This is a genomic window from Cryobacterium sp. MDB2-A-1 (genome assembly GCF_004402675.1).
In the GTDB taxonomy this organism is placed as follows: Bacteria; Actinomycetota; Actinomycetes; order Actinomycetales; family Microbacteriaceae; genus Cryobacterium; species Cryobacterium glucosi.
Genome location: NZ_SOFK01000010.1, coordinates 1 through 16,341, shown reverse-complemented (window position 1 = coordinate 16,341; position 16,341 = coordinate 1). Strand labels below are relative to the sequence as shown.

Genomic DNA, 16,341 nt, shown 5'->3' with positions numbered 1-16,341 from the left:
TCTCCCCCGAGCAGACTTCCCTCTTCGTTCGATCATATGTGTAGAGTACACCTATGACCGAGAGTCCCTGGGAAACGATTGACGCCGCCCTGATCCGAATGCGACGGCTGCTCGAGCTGCCGGCGCACCTGACCAGCACGGTCGACCTGTCGGCCATGCTCGTCACGGACACGGTTGCACGTCTCAGGGACAATGGGGAGCGGGCCCGGATCGCCGATATCGCAGCGAACCTGACGGTGAAACCCTCCACTGCGAGCCGGCTCGTGGCGTCGACTGAGGCGGCCGGTTTCATCCGCCGCACGCCCAGCCCCGATGACCCGAGGAGTGTCGCCCTCGACCTGACCCCGGCCGGTGAGGAATTGAACGCGACCGCGAAGGGCTTCCGAATCGGTTTCCTCCGGCACGCCGTGGAAGGCTGGGATGACCAAACCGTGACCGTTTTTGCCGCTCTGCTCGACCAGTTCTCCCGCGCGACAGCCACCACGCCATCGTCGCATTTCGGAGGATCCTGACACCTGAGGGCGTCTGCCGATTCCCGCGGGACACTGCAGGCCCATCAAGTGAGGCACGGCGTCGGGGCTATGGGCGTTGGAAGATGTTGAGAATGTTGCCCTCGCTATCTATGAACCACGCTGCTTTCCCGACTGGGGTCGTTGCGACGCCGTTCTCCGTCTTGAGCCCTGGAAAATCGTATTCTTCGAAGACAATGCCGCGACTTTGAAGATCTGCCACCTCAGCATTAATGTCGTCGGTTCTCCAGCCGACCTGCGTGTTCTGGGCCGTACCCGCATTGTCGGTCTTGTACAGCAGGAAAGTCGTTCCGTTCCCGCATCGATATTGGACGTTCTCCTCGTCCATGACGTCCGCGGGCTCAAGCCCTAGCTTGTCCCGATAGAAGCTTCTAGCCCGGGCCATGTCCTTCGCTGGAAGGACCGCGAAGACCTCATTTTCCTTCAGCATGCTTATCACTCCTTGTGGTTTTAGAACGGCTTGCTTTCCCCGACGGATTCGGCACCACGCCGGACCGGGCCGCCTTTGTCCTTCGGCACTGTCCGGTTTCCGGGCAGCCCTTTCATCAGTGCGCGTCTGGGCCGGACCGACAGTCCGGCAATGTTGATGGCGTCTGTCAGCGTCATCATGCACCGGATTAGCGTCCTGAGATACAGGCAGGCAGGACTTGGTCGGGTGGTCCTGAACGCTTCTACTAACGCCAGCTGAAGACAGATACAGTTCTGCGCGACTGGACTACTTTTTTTTGGAAACCGCTGGCGATATAGCGGGGGAGGAAATGGGGCCTGCCGGGCCCGAGCGTGATGCACACGAAACCGACAGCAAACGCTATTTACTTGGCACTGTTCCAGCTTGGCTCGAACGCCGCGGAAACACCCACTCCGATACGTGTCGCAGCGCGATATCGCTCGACGGCTGCTCGTCGAGCGGAAAGTATCGCGATAGCAGCGCACAGAAAGACCACGGCCTCGCGCGCTCGGTGTCGGCAATGGATCTTGATCTGGCCAGAAGAATTCACCTTGTTGTTGTAGCGACCTGACGCCATGCGTGTTTTCCTGTCTCCGGCGCCAATCGGTGACGCTCAACTAGGGAGGGCATGACATGGGTGCAGTAGCGGCGCATCGAGTGATCGTGTTCCTGCAGGAGAACAAGACCAACGATTTCTACTTCCCAACCCTGTCAGCCTCGGGCGCCCTGGTCGAGAACCGCGGCAACCTCTTGACGGCGGGACCGAACTTCGATCAACCTCACGATCGCAACAGCTGGGTGCACTACGCGATGGGCGACTACCCGGCCCTGCCCGCCCAAATCGACAATGACACGGTGAACCCGTTCTACAGTTGGCTGGCCAAGGAATTCGTTTTCGCCGACCATCACTTCGGCGCGGGCTCGAACTAGACGTCCGGACACATGCTTGCTATTAGCGGCCAGATGCCGACGCTGAAGAATCCGCCGTTTGTCGTGCGCGCGAACACAGACCTCGCTACGAGAGCCTAGGCATTTAGCCAACGACGGCATCGATGACTCGGATGGACACCGAGATCCGGCTAAAAGTGATGACGAAATCGTCCGCGTTCCTGGGTCACTGCTGGGCTCTGCGAACCTAGCCCGACTTCGCGACACTTCCATTTCCACTGCCGGCACGGTGAGATTTGTCAGTCCGGCTCGTCGCTGTCGGTGTACTCCCCTTCATCGGACCCGTCCCCGGGCTTCGCGGGCCCATTGCTATCGGAGACGTTGTCGGTGTCAGCGCTCACTGAATCCAGGTCCGGATCCACGTCGGTGTACTCACCCTTTTCATCCGGTTCGGCGACTGCCTCGCTGGTGACTCGGGGATCTTTGGGCGGAAGGCCATCTTGTCTGTTCATTTCGCTCCTCATTTCCGTCAGGCCCTACGTCGGCGTCGACTAAGTAACTCCGTTCGGCCACATTCTTGCCGGTCCCGACCACCGAGACAAGCCATGCGGCGCACGGGTCCTATTAGACTTCCTGCGCATTCCAGGAGGGTGTGAGCGCGGACAGATGCGTCCATCGACATCCTCATCGCCGCCCACGTGTCGCAAGGAGGGGCGGCCGCGTTGATGCTGCCCGCTCGATGGCGCTCGTTGGATGAAGATACCCATGACGGCCTCCAGGGGCACCGTCGTCACGCTGGGTACGCTGCCGCTCATCCAGAGGTCGCCGAGACTGACTGACCGAGACCGACCATCGATGCGGCTTGGGTAGCCTCTCTATGCGCACGATGTGGTGTCTAAAACCGCTTGAGCGGCAGGGGGATTCGAACCCGCAACCGTTTCCTTATTGCTTCCAGGATGCGTTGTCGGCGGGATCATTCACAGACAGGCTGCGTCTCCTGTGCTGCGCATGAATCAGCGCGACGACCCCCACGGCGATGGTCGCCGTCGCGAATAACAGGCTAGACGCGGTCGATACCGCCAGGTCCGGCACTCCGGCCCACCACACCCGATTGAAAAGGGACTGGTGCGTCCTTTCCGGTACGACAACGAATGCGACGAACAATGTGACCACTGTTACGAGCGCGGCGATGACCCGCAGCATCGATCGTGCGAGGCGGCCCAGGCGCCGGCGCACGAACGAGACGGTCAGAAGGATCAGAGCGGCCAGCTGGAGAAGGGGCAGCGCAATCATAATGATCGGCGCGGCGGCGACAACGGGATCAACCACATGCGGGGCCGCCGTTGTGCCGACGATGGTGTGGAGGAGCTGGTAGGTGAATTCGCTGAATCGGCCCGAATCGGTGCCGAGCCCGGTGTTGCTCAGCACGACGACTCCGAAGCCAAGGTCGGGAGAGAACGCCAGGTATGAGGTTTCCCGTGTGGTGTCGCCATCGTGCTCATAGATCAGCGGGAGGGCCGGGTCGTCGAAGTTTTCGTCACCATCGTGTAATTCCCAGAACGAGCGCACGTACCAGCCACTCGCATACCTGCTGTATTTATCGACGGCGGCCAACGGCACGTGATCGGCCGCGAACACGGCGGAGTCGATGCCGGATGGCCGACCCAGCTCGGCTTCGAGCAGGCGGGAGAGATCGACCGCGGTCGAGCTCGTATAGGCGGATGGTGCGCCCATCGGCCAGCGCGGGCCGGGCGTTGTCGAGTCGATCATCCCGAACCATGTGTAATGGCCCGGCGCTAGCCCGTTCGCCTGGGCAGCTGTGAGGTCGCTCGTGGTCGTGTTGAGCCCGAGGGGCCGGGCCACGAGGCTCTGTAAGGCGGCCTCAAATGTCTGCCCCGTGACCTCCTCGATGATCGATCCGAGCAGGGTGTAGTTGCCATTCGAGTATTCGAACCTCGTGCCCGCCAGCGACGACGACGCGGTCGTCAACAGATGGCGTGTCTCGGTTCCGAGTGAGGTGAACGCAGGCGTTGGGTCGAACACATCTGCCGTGCCTGCGGCAGTGCTGATTCCTGACGTGTGGCTGAGGAGTTCCGCGACTGTCACGTCAGCGAAGGGGCTGCTTTCGCTGCCGAGACGGCGCAGCAGCGTACCAACCGTGTCGTGGAGAGACAGCTTGCCCTGTGCAAAGAGTTGTTGGATCGCGAGTCCCGCCAATTGTTTCGACGTCGACCCGAGCACGAACGGTGTGTTGAGCGTGACGGCGGGCCCGCCCGGTGTCGCGTCGCCGAATGCCCCCTCGAATAGGACCGATCCCTCAGACAGCACGACCACGGCGAGGCCCGACAGCTTCAGATCGGCGCGCTCCTTTTGCAGAAAAGCATTGATCTCGGACGCCGATGCCCACCCGGGCGACGGTAATTCAGTGGCGCGAGCGGACACCGTCGTGCCCCCTGCGAGCGACGAGATCAGGACGACCGCGCTCATCAAGCCGCACCACAGGGGAACTGATCGGCGGCGCTCGCGAATCGTTCGCATGCGCGTGATTCTAGCCCGGCGTCGTGACGGCACTCCGCGAGAAACTCGCCCCGCTGGTGCATCAGGACATCAGTGATATTTAGATAGTTCGGTCGCCGTCCGCCCGGTCGCCAGCTCCGGCCACCCCGCCGCCCCCGCCGACATCGCGCGCGTCACCCGGTGCTCCGACACACCAATGATTCCTGCCCATGAAGTTCCTCCACTGGCTCGCGTCGCAGTGCAGATCGGACGGGTAACAAGATGGCCGTGGTTTGAGCGCAGACACCAGGGTGATCACGCGGGATGGGTGCAGCATGACCTTGCGTCAAAGCCGCCGTCTGTTGGGGATCTATGTGTGCCCCGGACGGATTCGAACTCTGAAATGCGTCCCATCTGGGCCGTCACCCCTGGCCGGCGTCCCCTTGTTCTCGAAGGATCCCGCGGTGACCGTCGCCATTTGCGGCGACACGGTCTCCGGGATCCGTTACAGCACGCTCAGGGACGCAACGCCGGGTGCTTGACGTAGAGTATGGTCGGCAGCGTGTTGAGTTCGTTGTTCGCACCAAGGGTTTATCGCCCGCCGCCAGCCATTAATAGCGGCCACGCGGACCCAGCCCAAAAGGACTTACTCAACGAGCGAATCTGCGGCGATCGCGAACCTCAGGCGCTCCGCGACTGGATGATTGGTGAAGTGATGAGCACGTGGACCTCTGACGGTGCGGAGCAGGGCCCTGGCGCTCTCGCGCCTCAGGCCGCCGAAGACCCCGGCCTCCAGGAGGACCTGGGCGAGTTCTGGACCCGCAACCTCCTCGAGGCCCCCGGGGCGATCGTGTTCTTCAAGGATCTGCAGGGCAGGTTCATCCGGGTCAGTCCGGCGTGTGCGGCCCTCACGGGCCGGACGCCGGAGGAGTTGGTCGGTCTGACGGACTTCGATCTGACGGATCGGGCGCACGCTCTGGAGCTCCTCGCCGACGAGCAGCGCATCATCGCGACCGGTGAGCCACTGATCGATAAGGCTGAGGTCGACCGGCTCGTCGATCGGCCGGGCACGTGGGTCGAGACGAGCAAGTTCCCGCTGCGCGACGCCACCGGCACGATCGTCGGCACGTTCGGCGCCAGCCGGGACGTCACCCGCCAGGGGCGAGCCGAACAGGAGGTCGCGCGGATGGCGAAGGCGGCGGCCGACGAGCACGCGCGGCTGATAGTGGCCGAGGCCCAGCTGCGGGCGGTGCTGAACGGCTCGACCGACGCGATCGTGAAGTACGACGGCGATCTGCGCTACAGGTACGTCAACCCGGCCGGTGAGCGCGCCCGTGCCACGACGCTCGAGCAGCTGATCGGTCGCACCGACCGTGAGACGGGGATGGACCAAGGTCTGCTCGCGATGTGGGAGCCCGCATTGCGAGCAGTGCTGCAGACCGGTGAACCGGACGAGATCGAGTTCTCGGCGCGCGACCTGCAGGGCGGCGAGAAGTGGTTCCACACCACCCTGTCACCCGACCGGGACACGACCGGCGCCCTCGTCGGGGTGCTGACCTCCATGCGGGACATCACTGAGATCAAGCGTGCAGAGCAGGCCCTGGCCCACCATGCCATGCACGACTCCCTGACGGGCCTGGCCAATCGGCACCTCCTGACGGACCGCCTGGGTCAGGCTCTAGTCCGCATGGAGCGCGCTGGGAACCGGCTCGCGGTCTTCTTCGTCGACCTCGACCGCTTCAAGGACGTCAACGACACGTACGGCCACGAGGTCGGAGACAGCGTGCTCATCGAGGTCGCCCGCAGGCTGGAGCGGGCCGGACGCCGCACGGACACGATCGCCCGCCTCGGTGGTGATGAGTTCATCGTCCTGTGCGAGCAGGTACCTACCGCCGACGACGTCGAGCAGGTCGCCGACCGCATCGTGCACGCCATGGCCGAGCCGTTCGAGGTCGGCACCCTGACTCTGCGTCTCTCAGCGAGCGTCGGAGCCGTCGTCACCGACGATCCGGGAACCGATGCCTCGAGCTTGCTGCGCAACGCGGACTCGGCGATGTACCGGGCCAAGGAGGGCGGCCGGAACCGGTTCGAGATCTTCGACCCGCTCGCGCCGATCGAGGCCGCCGAGGGCTCCGCAATCGAAGCCGAGCTGCGGCTTGCCCTGGAGAACAAGGAGTTCAGGCTCGTTTACCAGCCACGGCTCTCGTTGGCGGAACAGCATGTCCTCGGGTTCGAGGCGCTGATCCGCTGGGAGCACCCCCGGCGCGGGACGCTCAGCCCCGCGGACTTCCTCGCCGTCGCCGAGGCCCGCGGCCTGATCGTGCGGATCGGCGCCTGGGTGCTCGACACGGCCTGCGAGCAGCTCGCGGCGTGGACCGCCGATCGGGACCCGAACATCGCCTCGTTGACGATGTCCGTCAACGTCTCGGGTCGGGAGCTGCGCGAGCGACACTTCGTGGACCTCGTCCGCAGTACCCTCGAGCAGCACGGGCTCGCGCCCGGCCAGCTATGCCTCGAGGTCAGCGAGCGAGCCCTGGTCTACGATGGGCCGGACTCGCGCAGGACCCTCGAGGCGCTCGCCGCCCTCGGGGTCCAGCTCGCGGTCGACGACTTCGGCGCGACGTACACCTCACTCACCCGGTTGCCGAAGTTCCCGGTGGGTGTCGTCAAGCTCGAGCAGCTGACCGTGTCATCGCATGAGCGCGGGATCGTCGCGGCGGTCATCGCGATGGCGCATGGCCTGGGCATGAGCGTGGTCGGTGGGGGCATCGAGACGGTCGCCCAGCTCAACGACCTCCTCGACCTCGCCTGCGACGACGGTCAGGGGTTCCTGCTCGGCCGCCCGCTCTCGATCGCCGACGTTATCCAGGTAATCGCGGCCGACGGCGCCACCCTCCGGGCCGAGGCCGCGACCCAGCACGTGAGCATCAACAACTGATCTGCACGACCAGATGAGCCGCAGGACCGCGGCCGGCCCGGGCACAACGCCGAGTGCGACCGCCGCCTCGCGCAGGGCGAGATCAGCCTCCTGCGGGGTGAACCCCCGCCGCCGCCGCTCTTCGAGGAACCCCTACCTTCTGATAAACCGGTCGTGAAACTCTTCAACCGTTGCTGGATGCCGCCGTGGCGCATGCTGACTAGGGGTGAACAGCGCAGGAATCAAGGACCCATCCTCCCTCTCGTCGCGTTGTTCAATCACGGCGAGGCACGGAAGGCATCGGAAGGATCCCGCGCCCGCTCGAACTGTCCGGTCGCAAAACGGACTTGCGTCACGTAAACCTGCTGCCAAGCTTGGTGATGCACGGGCCACCTAACCTGTGTCGTCCGGGTCGTACAGTTCAAAATCGGTCATTTCGATTGCTTCTGAAAATCCCCCTGGCCCAGCCGAGAGTGCGTCGTAGGCAAGTGTGCAAAGGCTTTCGACCGCGTCCGTGTAGTCCGGTACTGGCTCACTCCACGCCTTCGGGACGCTGATCAGTGAACTCGTCGGGCCCAAAACGAGACTCACAACCATTGGTTCGCCGTCATCGCCGAGCGCTGGAATCGCCACAATCTCGTTTCCCTGGCCGCGTGCAATGGCGGCAGTCAGGTCCGGCGACATCGCCCGTCTCTACCGGCGTGCCGTTTGTTTGCCAACGGCGAGACTGCGTCATGAGTTCGGGAAGGCGCAAGTCGTTCAGAAGGGCAGGGGCTGCCAGGAAGGCAAGCGGTGATAGCGCGAGCGCGATGACTGGCCACCAGTGGATCGGTTCGTCTGGGCCCAGAGATTCCCCGAGGAGGGCAAGCCAGCCCCGCATATATGGCGCGGTGCTTGACGCGACAACCCGACAACAGTTGATCAATCTGGCCATCGAAAAAGTCCGCTCGACCCATCCGGTCGCCCGTCCCATCACGACGGCACTCACGAACCACTCGTGGACGACGAGGCCTGGGACCACGTGCAAGAGGTGCTGGCTGGACGACGCATCGCCTTCGGCGATGACGTCAGTAAAGGGTCGGTACGATCTATCTGATGCCCCCGGATACTCGTAGGCTTGACAGCATCGCGCTCATGCTTCATACATACGCACAACATCTAGCGGGGAGAGAAGCATGACGACAACCAGCGATATCAAGACGGAACCATCGACCGGATCACGGAAATACCTATTTGCCGTCCTCCGAGTGGCCATCGTCGCGCTAGTTGTGATCGCCATCGTGGCCACCTTCTTCGACACAGCGACGCGAGCGAACATCAACCCGTTCAACTTCTTCGGCTTCTTCACGATGCAGAGCAACATCATCACCGCGGTAATCCTGCTCCTCGCCGCTCTAACCACATTCATAGGCCGCACACAGACGCGACTTCTCATGTTCGCGCGTGCCTGCGCGACGACCTACATCGTGATCGTCGGCATCGTCTATAACCTCCTCCTGGCCGGCCTAGAGGGAGGCGTCTCACTCGAGTGGGCGAACTGGGTGCTCCACGTCGCATTCCCGATCTACGCCGCACTGGACTGGATCCTCTTCGGCGACCGCACCGCCCTGGCGTGGAAGCGACTCTGGGTCGTCCTGATCTATCCGGTGCTCTGGATCATCGTCGTCATCATCCGCGGTGCAACTGACGGCTGGGTGCCCTACCCGTTCCTCGACCCCGCCACTGGGTACGGAAGCGTTGCGATCTATTCCATCGTCATCTTCGTCGCCACCGTAATCGTCGGAGCTGTTATCTTCTCACTGAGCCGTGTGCGGATCATAAAGCCGTAGGCCTACCAAACATCTTGTGCTCTATGTCAAGGCAAAACCCAAAGTCATCGATCGCTGAGATCGTCTTCTAAAAAATGGTTGACGAGAGTCAAAATGAATATCAGCTCTGGACTCCGACAATAGAAATGGACTAAGGCGAACGGGCGACCTGGGATGGTCAAGAGTCGTTTCTGCCGATAACAGCACCGAACTGTCTTAATAAGTCGTCGACGTTGAAGACTCCAATGAAGCTGCGCGGATAGGCAGTGAAATTGCGACTTGGATCGCACCCTGTGGACGACAAGACTCCGTCGTCTACACACAGATTACCCTTAGGGGTTTGCGAGTCGAGATTAGCCTCGCTGCTCCGAGTCTGGCATGGCTGTTAACATTCGTTGCCGAGCCATGCCACGAGGGACTACGTTTGGGATCAATAACCACGCTCGGGGGGGGGGATAGGAAATGCCGAATCGCGAATTGCTAGACGCGATCATTCGCTACATAGAAGCACGATCGTCGGAGAATGTTTTCAAAACGTCGACAACGGAGCTCAGCGCGGACGAGTATGCACACCAAGCCATGGCGGAGCTCACGGCTTTGATCGATAAGAGGGTCACGGCCGCTCTCGTCGCACACGACAAACACATGATCGACCTTCTGCGCGGCTAGTCCAGGGAAGCGAAAGCGTCCGTCGCCCGTCGGCGAGGGACTTCACAATTTGAGGCAGAATCCTACGATGGACGATGACGGCATCCCCTGGGAGGGACCGGTATGTCCTGCCTGCGGCCACGAGATGAACGTGGCGACGGTGGAGACACCATACGGGCTCCGGGTGCGTCAACTATGTCCTGAGTGTCAACTTATAGATCTCATCCCGCGCCCGTTTGATAAGTAGGCGCGGGTTCGGGCCTCTGTTAAGCGCGCAGTCGCAAAAATAGGCGCCGCGAGACCCGCGGCTGCCTTTTCCGCAGGGCGCGGAAACAAGATATTCAAAACCCTTGGATACCTTCACCGCTCGCCCTGAACGTCGTCACCTTGCTGGTCGATTTCCCCGGAAGCGCCGAGCCAACGGTGAGAAGAAGCCCCCGCGTGATGTTCATCGCCCTGCCTTGGCAGTATCCAGCCAAGCGACCGCTCTCAGCTTCGTCGAGCGGGTCATCACTCCGGCTGCTCCCGGAACGTCGCGCGGCCTCCTGGGAGTGACCATTTTCGGGGTACACCTTCCCTCTACTGACGTCCAGCATCACCAGAATTCGTGCACATCCGGGTCACCCCATTCGTAGGCAGGGACCGCAATCGTCTCCGAATACCCGGTCTCTCCAGGTGCGGACGCCGCCTGGCCGAGAAACTCAAGGTGCGTAACGGCCTCCGCGGCGTCGGGTTCAGGCCAGAAGGATTCTTCCGGGATAGCGACGAAAGCGCTTGTCGGCCCGAGGAGAAGTGTCGCTGTCACGACTGCGCCCCCGATCAATACCACCGGGATTGACGCGACTGCAGACCTATGTTTGGCATTGAGCACGATCAAGAGACTGACGAGGGAGTCTGCGATTCGATCTGCCGTCAGGAACGAAGCACCGCCGAACATAATACGTCTCATTCCCACACCCTGAACTCGTATCTATCCCGGCGCAACCGGGTTGACATGATGTGCGTATCGGTGAGATATCAGGCCCACACCAACGCCTCCTTCGATCTCCGCACTTCGCCTGACACCACGCATGCCTATTCGCACGCATTCGAAGGCAAAGTGCACTTCTGACTCACGTCGACCGCGAACAAGGTTGGAAAGGGCGCGGCAAGAATACGAACAGTTTTCGAGCCGCTAGCCGGAAACCCAAATTGACCAGACGACCCTCCTGAAAAAGGCGATTGCGTGCGCTGTTTCGACAAGTCGCAGGCTCGCGTGAAGCTATCGTCTTCACATGCACCTGATGGCGCGTGAGCCAAAAATCATACTGGTCACCGACACAAAAATGCCCTAACATTTCGCTTGTGCGCTGGGTTGGCGTCTCCAGGGCATGAATCGGGGGAATTGTGAAGAGAATGTCGTACTGCGGAACGACGTTCCTAACCACAAATGCTGTTGCGGATGCGCTATTAGAATTCGCCGCAGCGCTCACAGAGCAGCACAAATCTGAAGTAGTGGAGGTGCCGTCCTATAGCGCAGACGGTAGCGAAATACTCATTCACCTTCTCGTAGCCCCCGGCAGTGAACTCATCAGCATTCCCGAGAATGCCGTTGGTGACGAACCCGAGACGCACTATGCCGTATCCGTCCTTCGCGACCACATCGACTCTCTCCTTTCGGAGTTCAGGGCTGAAAGCACCGTCACGCGTGCAGTGGCATCAAGGTCAGCAGGCTGGTCGACCGAGGACCACTGGGACGACGTCTACTAACTCCGGCCAACATCTACCAGTCATGCCCGATGTTCGCACTGAAACAGCTCACCATTTGAGGTCCTGATCGGACGAGGCCGTCCTTGACCCCTCAGTCGCAGTGAGACCTGTGGCATCCCTCGACGTGTCGAAATCACGACCGAGCTGACCGAGAAATCTCCGCTGCTAGGCGCCGCGCTACTCCCCCAAACAGCTATCCGCGTCCGGCTATGCAGTGTCGCGATCTGCGTCGAGATCCGAGCCGTCCCAGTCCATGATTGCGTTCCGAGCGCCGAGGATGTGAGCGCGCATCGCTGCTTCGGCCCAGAGGGCGTCGTGTGACCGAAGCGCCGTGAGGATGTCGCGGTGGTGATGATTGCTGCTTGCCCGAAAACGCTCGCCATCGCGTCGAAAGACACGCGCCATCATCGGGATGCGTCCGACAGAGCCTGTCAGTTGAATGAGCGGCTGGTTCCCGGACGCCGCCACGATCGTGTGATGGAATTTGGCGTTGAGTTCGCCAAGTCGCGTAACTCCTTCATCGTCACTCGCAAGCACGAATTCGTCCATCGACACGATGAGTTCAGCGAGTTGTTCGAGAGTTTCATCACTTATGCGGGTGGCAGCCAAACCGGCGGCCCTGCTCTCCAGGCCCGCGCGCAGGCAATACGTCTCCCGTACCTGTTCCTGTGTCCAGGAGACGACCGTCGCCCCTCTATTGGGCGTGAAGTCAACAAGGCCGGCTTCGTCCAGACGACGCAGGGCCTCTCGGACAGGGGTCCGGCTGAGACCCAACTCGTCCGCCAAGGACTGCTCCCGGAGTACTGTACGTGCGGGTATCTCACCTGAAAGTATGCGACGCCGGAGGTACATGAACGCGGCCTGTCCGCCCGTCACCGCCTCCGCACCACGTGTTATCTCTGCAGTCCGCGCTGACGCCATGGCGTCTCCATTTCTCACAAACCTGCGCGCCACAATCCGGGCACACAGACTATTTTCGGGTGAGCCGATTATCACCCAAGGGCCTCACTTAGGCAACTATCGCCGCGCCAGCCACAGCGACTGGGGCCGGCGTTCCAAACTCTCGAGGGAATGACTGCGCGACCTGACGAGGCCAAAAGTCACCGTCGGTTCTACCTCAGAATCAGCTGCATCGGTGTGGGGAGAGCTCAGCGCCGCATGTGGCCATGGCCTATCGCTAGATCAGGTCTATCCCAGCGTTTTCCCACTCACAGTCCTCCTTCGAGCACTGGTCGATCCAAGTGCGCATTCCGGGCTGGACCACAGTGGAATACGGTCCGTGCACGACGCTGCTGTCGCAGTTCGGGCAAAATAGAAGATTCATGCTGTCACGGTAGCGCATCACCTATTTGGGGGCCGACGGCTGCGGGTTAACTTCACGCCATTGACACATACACCAGAGGAGGCGTGCAGTTCGTGGTCACGCCGTCCACGGGTCCCCGCGAACGCGCACCCGCAGGCCGCCCTCCAACTCAGATAAAAAATCACGGCTTCGGCCGCATCCCGGTCCGAGAAATTGTTCGGGCTCTGCGACACCATGACCAACGCCATCACATCAGCGGACATCGACGGGCGACCAGGCTTGAAAGAGCGACCTAACCCGCCAAGCCAACGCCAAAACTTGATCAGCGCCCTTCTAGAGCGAGTGACTCTCTGACAGACGCCGGTATATAGCGGGGTGAGGATCTTGGCTTAGCCAGATGCCGGGCAGTCTGCGGCCGGCGGTGTCGATTGGATTGATGAGGACCGTGGGAACTAGGCCGCGCTCGTCCCGTCTGACCAAAACCACAAACGTCGGGCTCAGAGCGTCGTTACCCCGGAGGGTAACGGCCGTCCACATCGTTGCCATCGGGGTTCCCTCAGAGTGATTCGTCTCATTTAGAGCGTAGTAATTCAGGGTGCGGCCTCCTAGCCCCCCCCGTTCACCCGGTCGGCGCGGCATGGAGGTTGTTAGTGAGTGCATGTGCTGCCCGCGAAGTACTATTCGTTTGCGCCCGTCGACACTTCCGGAACTAGGGGTAAGCGATGGGCGCTGCTAACACTGTGTCTTGATGCGGTCATGTGCTTCCCGTTCCGAGGTGGCGGATAGTGCCAGCATCTGTGCCTGTACCGACCGGATCGGCCCGAGGTGGGTCAGCCGATCGCTGTGGTGTCGTCCACTTTCCCTAGCGAGTATTCGATGGTCGTGCTTTGGCGAGTGGCGGTTGAACCGGGCGCGCCAGGTGTGAATCCGATGGATTTCTGGGCGGCAGCGTTCATGGCGACAAAGCCGATTCCTGAATGACCTAAACCTCGTATCGTCCGCCCGGTTGGTTCCCATGAGGGCGTTGGTCGCGGGGATACTCACCGGGGAGGACTCCATGGAGAGCGGTGCTGCGTCAGGGCACGCTGTGGAAACTGTTCACCGGACCGACGTGCCGACGATTCGGTGCATTTCCGCGGGCGCTCTTGTCCAATTGTGTCCGCCAACTCGACGCCGCCGCCTCCGGGCGGCTGGGCAACCACGCCACTGCAACTCCGATCGTGGCCGGTATCGATGGCGTCACCCTGGCACCGCTTCACCGGAAAACGATCGGTGCGCTCCTGGGTCTCGGCATCGTGCACAGCGGATACTCCTCCGGCGGGTCCCGTGCGCTTTCCCACCTCCCGGAGACCGCTATGAAGCGGTTGACCTCGAGAATCCGGACCAAGGGCCCACCCCTTTCGGGGGCCATCCGCGTCGGACCGAGAGTGCTACCTTCAAGTCAGGTGGCTACCGGCCGCCGGCGAGACGGGTGTCAACGTCCATCGCACAAGGCACACCCGCCGTGAGACGGGGTCGCAAAGGCACGGGACCCTCGGGCCAGCCGGCCTACCGAATGGCTAGGACCTACGCGAAATGAGCTTCCCCTTCCTCACATCCGTCAAACCGATCGTGCCCGAGACGCGCCCTGAGCCCACACTGGTCCTTCCGGAAGATTCAGTGGAACCAAGAGCCAAGATTCTCTGGTTTGGTTCCGCCCCGGCAGTCGCCCGGCCGATCAACACAGTCACAGAAGAACCTCAACAGCCTGACCCCAGGCACCGCAAGCCGGTGGACTGATAGGAGTGGCGGCCGTCCTCGTAGTAACTGTGACCTGATGCGAAGAATGACCTCCGCGGCTAGCACCATCGGGCCCTGCCGTGATAGATGGGCACACCATTCAACGGCCCAGAAAACCATCAGGCGGCCGCACGAGCGTCACAGAGAAAATGATGGGAGGAAGCATCATGATCGCAGGCCGATTGCAGGCCCGAACGGCAGACGACATTGAAGTCCGCGCTCTGTCCGGTTGCGAGTGGAGAGTCATTGACCGCCGCATTGCTCCAGACAATGCTCTCTGCTTGATTGGCTTCATTTCGAAGAACCACGGCAGTTTTGAGGTGATGGAATTCCTTAACTCGGTTGAACGCGCCGTCTTTCCCAGTCTGAAGGGGGCAATATCGTATTTCGTGAACTCGCCGTCCAGCATTCCTGGCTGCAGCATTTCAGAGACAACGAACAAGGCATTCAGCTAGCCGGATACTGCCGGCGTCCCGAACTGCCCTCGCCACCGTTCTCTGGTCGAAGTCCTCGGTCCGCCGGGCACGGCCTATCGCGGCACTGACTGCGCGAAACTGGCAGACCTGATGTAGAACTTTCTTGCTGGCGTTAACAGCTATTTAGTCATCCTTGGAGGCCTGGGCTTGATCGGTCGGGGCGGAATCCCGATCAACTTGTCGCGCCAACAAGCATTCGCGCACCTGACACTCACGCGTCTTGTCGTGACTTCATCAGTCGGCACAGCGAAGCGGCCCTCGCAGGCACTGGGTACAGCTGGTGCTACACGCCACGTCGTCCGGAGATGGAGCGCGCGAGAAAAAGGATCACAGCGATGATCGCCAAAACGATGCCCACCCAGAGAAGGAACTGGAGAGACTGGACAAAACCGCCCGTAATCAGCAGGACCACGGCAATAACGGCGATGACAATAAGCAGGAGATTCATGATGACGACCCTTCATCTCACCAATGCTTGATGATGCGCCGAGCATATCACCGCGGTACCGGCCTCGCATTCCCGTCGGGTAAGGAGCGCGATCGATCGTCGCGGGACGACCGGGAGATATACGAAGTGACTTAAAGTCCGAGTCACTCACTCACGGCGTTAAAACCCACCGACACTCACGGGTGGCACAGGCATGGGATGGGTTTCCTATTGCGAACATGTCGGCGGCACCCGTGCTGCACGAACACCCCCGCCCGCACCGCCCTCGGAACATCGAATCGGAAAGAGCCCAAGCCTCCCCGAAGGACCCCAACGCGACTATTGTGTCATCACACCCGCAGTGGCAGATGAGCGACGATACGCGGAATTGGCAGGCGCAAAATGGGCAGGCGCGGAATTGGTCTGGTCGGGATCGTGTATCTGGTCATCGGGGTCGTGGTTGCTGCCACCCACGGTTACCTCGTGGCATGGAATGTTCCCAACAACGTCCTGGAAGGCGTGGCGGCGATTGCGCTCTGGCCTCTTGTGGCCCTCTTCGGAGTCGATCTGCACACCTTGATCGCATATGAATCGGAAAACTCACGCTTCTGACCGGCCTTCACTGTTCGTAAGTGAAGTCCCCTCCGCAAAGACGCGTGCAGGCCGGAAGCAACAAATCCACCAGGTGTTGCAATGACCAGCTGAATCCACCAGGTCTTCAAGATCGGAATCCGCACAGACCGGCAACGTGCAGACTCCATCTCTACGCCTACGTGAATATTGGCTTCGATGGGCACCACCTCTGGTGCGAGTGAGCCCCACTGTTCAGATGCGTGATTCGTATCGTTCAGCCCCACCACCGGCGTAGTTGA

At 61.4% G+C, this 16,341-nt stretch carries 16 protein-coding genes and 1 riboswitch; of the genes, 8 read left to right on the top strand and 8 right to left on the bottom strand.

What is annotated here, in order from left to right; genetic code table 11:
- Positions 1–53 precede the first annotated feature (53 nt).
- Positions 54–512, top strand: coding sequence for a MarR family winged helix-turn-helix transcriptional regulator (locus E3O39_RS01360; protein ID WP_134446434.1), 459 nt, complete (start codon positions 54–56; stop codon positions 510–512).
- Between the two features lie 67 nt (positions 513–579).
- Here E3O39_RS01360 and E3O39_RS01355 read toward each other — a convergent pair whose 3' ends face one another.
- Positions 580–960, bottom strand: coding sequence for a VOC family protein (locus E3O39_RS01355; protein WP_134446433.1), 381 nt, complete (start codon positions 958–960; stop codon positions 580–582).
- Between the two features lie 651 nt (positions 961–1,611).
- Between E3O39_RS01355 and E3O39_RS01350 the strand changes: the two genes are divergently transcribed.
- Positions 1,612–1,908, top strand: a complete 297-nt coding sequence (locus tag E3O39_RS01350) for a hypothetical protein (protein ID WP_134446432.1) — start codon at positions 1,612–1,614, stop codon at positions 1,906–1,908.
- Positions 1,909–2,165: 257 nt separating this feature from the next.
- Here the strand turns inward: E3O39_RS01350 and E3O39_RS18845 are convergent, their stop codons facing one another.
- Both E3O39_RS18845 and E3O39_RS01345 read right to left on the bottom strand, forming a co-directional pair.
- Positions 2,166–2,378 (bottom strand): hypothetical protein, encoded by a 213-nt coding sequence (locus E3O39_RS18845; protein WP_134446431.1) that lies wholly within the window; start codon positions 2,376–2,378, stop codon positions 2,166–2,168.
- 430 nt (positions 2,379–2,808) lie between these two features.
- Complete coding sequence (locus E3O39_RS01345) at positions 2,809–4,404, bottom strand: serine hydrolase (RefSeq protein WP_134446430.1); 1,596 nt, start codon at positions 4,402–4,404, stop codon at positions 2,809–2,811.
- A 673-nt stretch (positions 4,405–5,077) separates the two neighbouring features.
- On the opposite strand from E3O39_RS01345, the gene E3O39_RS01340 reads away from it, so the two are divergent.
- Positions 5,078–7,300: a bifunctional diguanylate cyclase/phosphodiesterase gene (locus E3O39_RS01340; protein ID WP_166787261.1), complete on the top strand. Its 2,223-nt coding sequence runs from the start codon at positions 5,078–5,080 to the stop codon at positions 7,298–7,300.
- A 372-nt stretch (positions 7,301–7,672) separates the two neighbouring features.
- On the opposite strand, the gene E3O39_RS01335 is transcribed toward E3O39_RS01340, so the two are convergent.
- On the bottom strand, positions 7,673–7,963 hold the full coding sequence (locus E3O39_RS01335) for a hypothetical protein (protein WP_134446428.1): 291 nt from the start codon (positions 7,961–7,963) through the stop codon (positions 7,673–7,675).
- Between the two features lie 491 nt (positions 7,964–8,454).
- On the opposite strand from E3O39_RS01335, the gene E3O39_RS01330 reads away from it, so the two are divergent.
- Positions 8,455–9,108, top strand: coding sequence for a Pr6Pr family membrane protein (locus E3O39_RS01330; RefSeq protein ID WP_134446427.1), 654 nt, complete (start codon positions 8,455–8,457; stop codon positions 9,106–9,108).
- Between the two features lie 441 nt (positions 9,109–9,549).
- On the top strand, positions 9,550–9,756 hold the full coding sequence (locus E3O39_RS19325; protein ID WP_134446426.1) for a hypothetical protein: 207 nt from the start codon (positions 9,550–9,552) through the stop codon (positions 9,754–9,756).
- A gap of 574 nt (positions 9,757–10,330) precedes the next feature.
- On the opposite strand, the gene E3O39_RS01320 is transcribed toward E3O39_RS19325, so the two are convergent.
- Positions 10,331–10,540 carry a hypothetical protein gene (locus E3O39_RS01320; RefSeq protein ID WP_134446425.1) on the bottom strand — a complete coding sequence of 70 codons (210 nt, stop codon included), beginning with the start codon at positions 10,538–10,540 and terminating at the stop codon, positions 10,331–10,333.
- 581 nt (positions 10,541–11,121) lie between these two features.
- On the opposite strand from E3O39_RS01320, the gene E3O39_RS01315 reads away from it, so the two are divergent.
- A complete protein-coding gene (locus tag E3O39_RS01315) occupies positions 11,122–11,484 on the top strand; it encodes a hypothetical protein (protein WP_134446424.1) in 363 nt (120 codons plus the stop codon).
- A 207-nt stretch (positions 11,485–11,691) separates the two neighbouring features.
- Here E3O39_RS01315 and E3O39_RS01310 read toward each other — a convergent pair whose 3' ends face one another.
- On the bottom strand, positions 11,692–12,336 hold the full coding sequence (locus tag E3O39_RS01310) for a GntR family transcriptional regulator (RefSeq protein WP_241984949.1): 645 nt from the start codon (positions 12,334–12,336) through the stop codon (positions 11,692–11,694).
- 489 nt (positions 12,337–12,825) lie between these two features.
- Positions 12,826–13,050 (bottom strand): hypothetical protein, encoded by a 225-nt coding sequence (locus E3O39_RS19800; RefSeq protein WP_134446422.1) that lies wholly within the window; start codon positions 13,048–13,050, stop codon positions 12,826–12,828.
- Positions 13,051–14,269: 1,219 nt separating this feature from the next.
- Positions 14,270–14,343: riboswitch (cyclic di-GMP riboswitch) on the top strand.
- A gap of 390 nt (positions 14,344–14,733) precedes the next feature.
- Here E3O39_RS19800 and E3O39_RS01300 point away from each other — a divergent pair.
- A complete protein-coding gene (locus E3O39_RS01300) occupies positions 14,734–15,021 on the top strand; it encodes a hypothetical protein (RefSeq protein ID WP_134446421.1) in 288 nt (95 codons plus the stop codon).
- Positions 15,022–15,325: 304 nt separating this feature from the next.
- Here E3O39_RS01300 and E3O39_RS18840 read toward each other — a convergent pair whose 3' ends face one another.
- Positions 15,326–15,490 carry a DUF2207 domain-containing protein gene (locus E3O39_RS18840; RefSeq protein ID WP_166787260.1) on the bottom strand — a complete coding sequence of 55 codons (165 nt, stop codon included), beginning with the start codon at positions 15,488–15,490 and terminating at the stop codon, positions 15,326–15,328.
- A 381-nt stretch (positions 15,491–15,871) separates the two neighbouring features.
- On the opposite strand from E3O39_RS18840, the gene E3O39_RS01295 reads away from it, so the two are divergent.
- Positions 15,872–16,081: a hypothetical protein gene (locus E3O39_RS01295; RefSeq protein WP_134446420.1), complete on the top strand. Its 210-nt coding sequence runs from the start codon at positions 15,872–15,874 to the stop codon at positions 16,079–16,081.
- Positions 16,082–16,341: the final 260 nt, after the last annotated feature.

Coding starts and splice junctions, on each gene's coding strand:
- E3O39_RS01345 (WP_134446430.1), bottom strand. CDS start 4,404: ATGCGAACGATTCGCGAGCGCCGCCGATCAGTTCCCCTGTGGTGCGGC.
- E3O39_RS01340 (WP_166787261.1), top strand. CDS start 5,078: ATGAGCACGTGGACCTCTGACGGTGCGGAGCAGGGCCCTGGCGCTCTC.
- E3O39_RS01300 (WP_134446421.1), top strand. CDS start 14,734: ATGATCGCAGGCCGATTGCAGGCCCGAACGGCAGACGACATTGAAGTC.
- E3O39_RS01350 (WP_134446432.1), top strand. CDS start 1,612: ATGGGTGCAGTAGCGGCGCATCGAGTGATCGTGTTCCTGCAGGAGAAC.
- E3O39_RS01360 (WP_134446434.1), top strand. CDS start 54: ATGACCGAGAGTCCCTGGGAAACGATTGACGCCGCCCTGATCCGAATG.
- E3O39_RS01295 (WP_134446420.1), top strand. CDS start 15,872: ATGGGCAGGCGCGGAATTGGTCTGGTCGGGATCGTGTATCTGGTCATC.
- E3O39_RS01330 (WP_134446427.1), top strand. CDS start 8,455: ATGACGACAACCAGCGATATCAAGACGGAACCATCGACCGGATCACGG.
- E3O39_RS01310 (WP_241984949.1), bottom strand. CDS start 12,336: ATGTACCTCCGGCGTCGCATACTTTCAGGTGAGATACCCGCACGTACA.
- E3O39_RS18845 (WP_134446431.1), bottom strand. CDS start 2,378: ATGAACAGACAAGATGGCCTTCCGCCCAAAGATCCCCGAGTCACCAGC.
- E3O39_RS19325 (WP_134446426.1), top strand. CDS start 9,550: ATGCCGAATCGCGAATTGCTAGACGCGATCATTCGCTACATAGAAGCA.
- E3O39_RS01335 (WP_134446428.1), bottom strand. CDS start 7,963: ATGTCGCCGGACCTGACTGCCGCCATTGCACGCGGCCAGGGAAACGAG.
- E3O39_RS18840 (WP_166787260.1), bottom strand. CDS start 15,490: ATGAATCTCCTGCTTATTGTCATCGCCGTTATTGCCGTGGTCCTGCTG.
- E3O39_RS19800 (WP_134446422.1), bottom strand. CDS start 13,050: ATGTCCGCTGATGTGATGGCGTTGGTCATGGTGTCGCAGAGCCCGAAC.
- E3O39_RS01355 (WP_134446433.1), bottom strand. CDS start 960: ATGCTGAAGGAAAATGAGGTCTTCGCGGTCCTTCCAGCGAAGGACATG.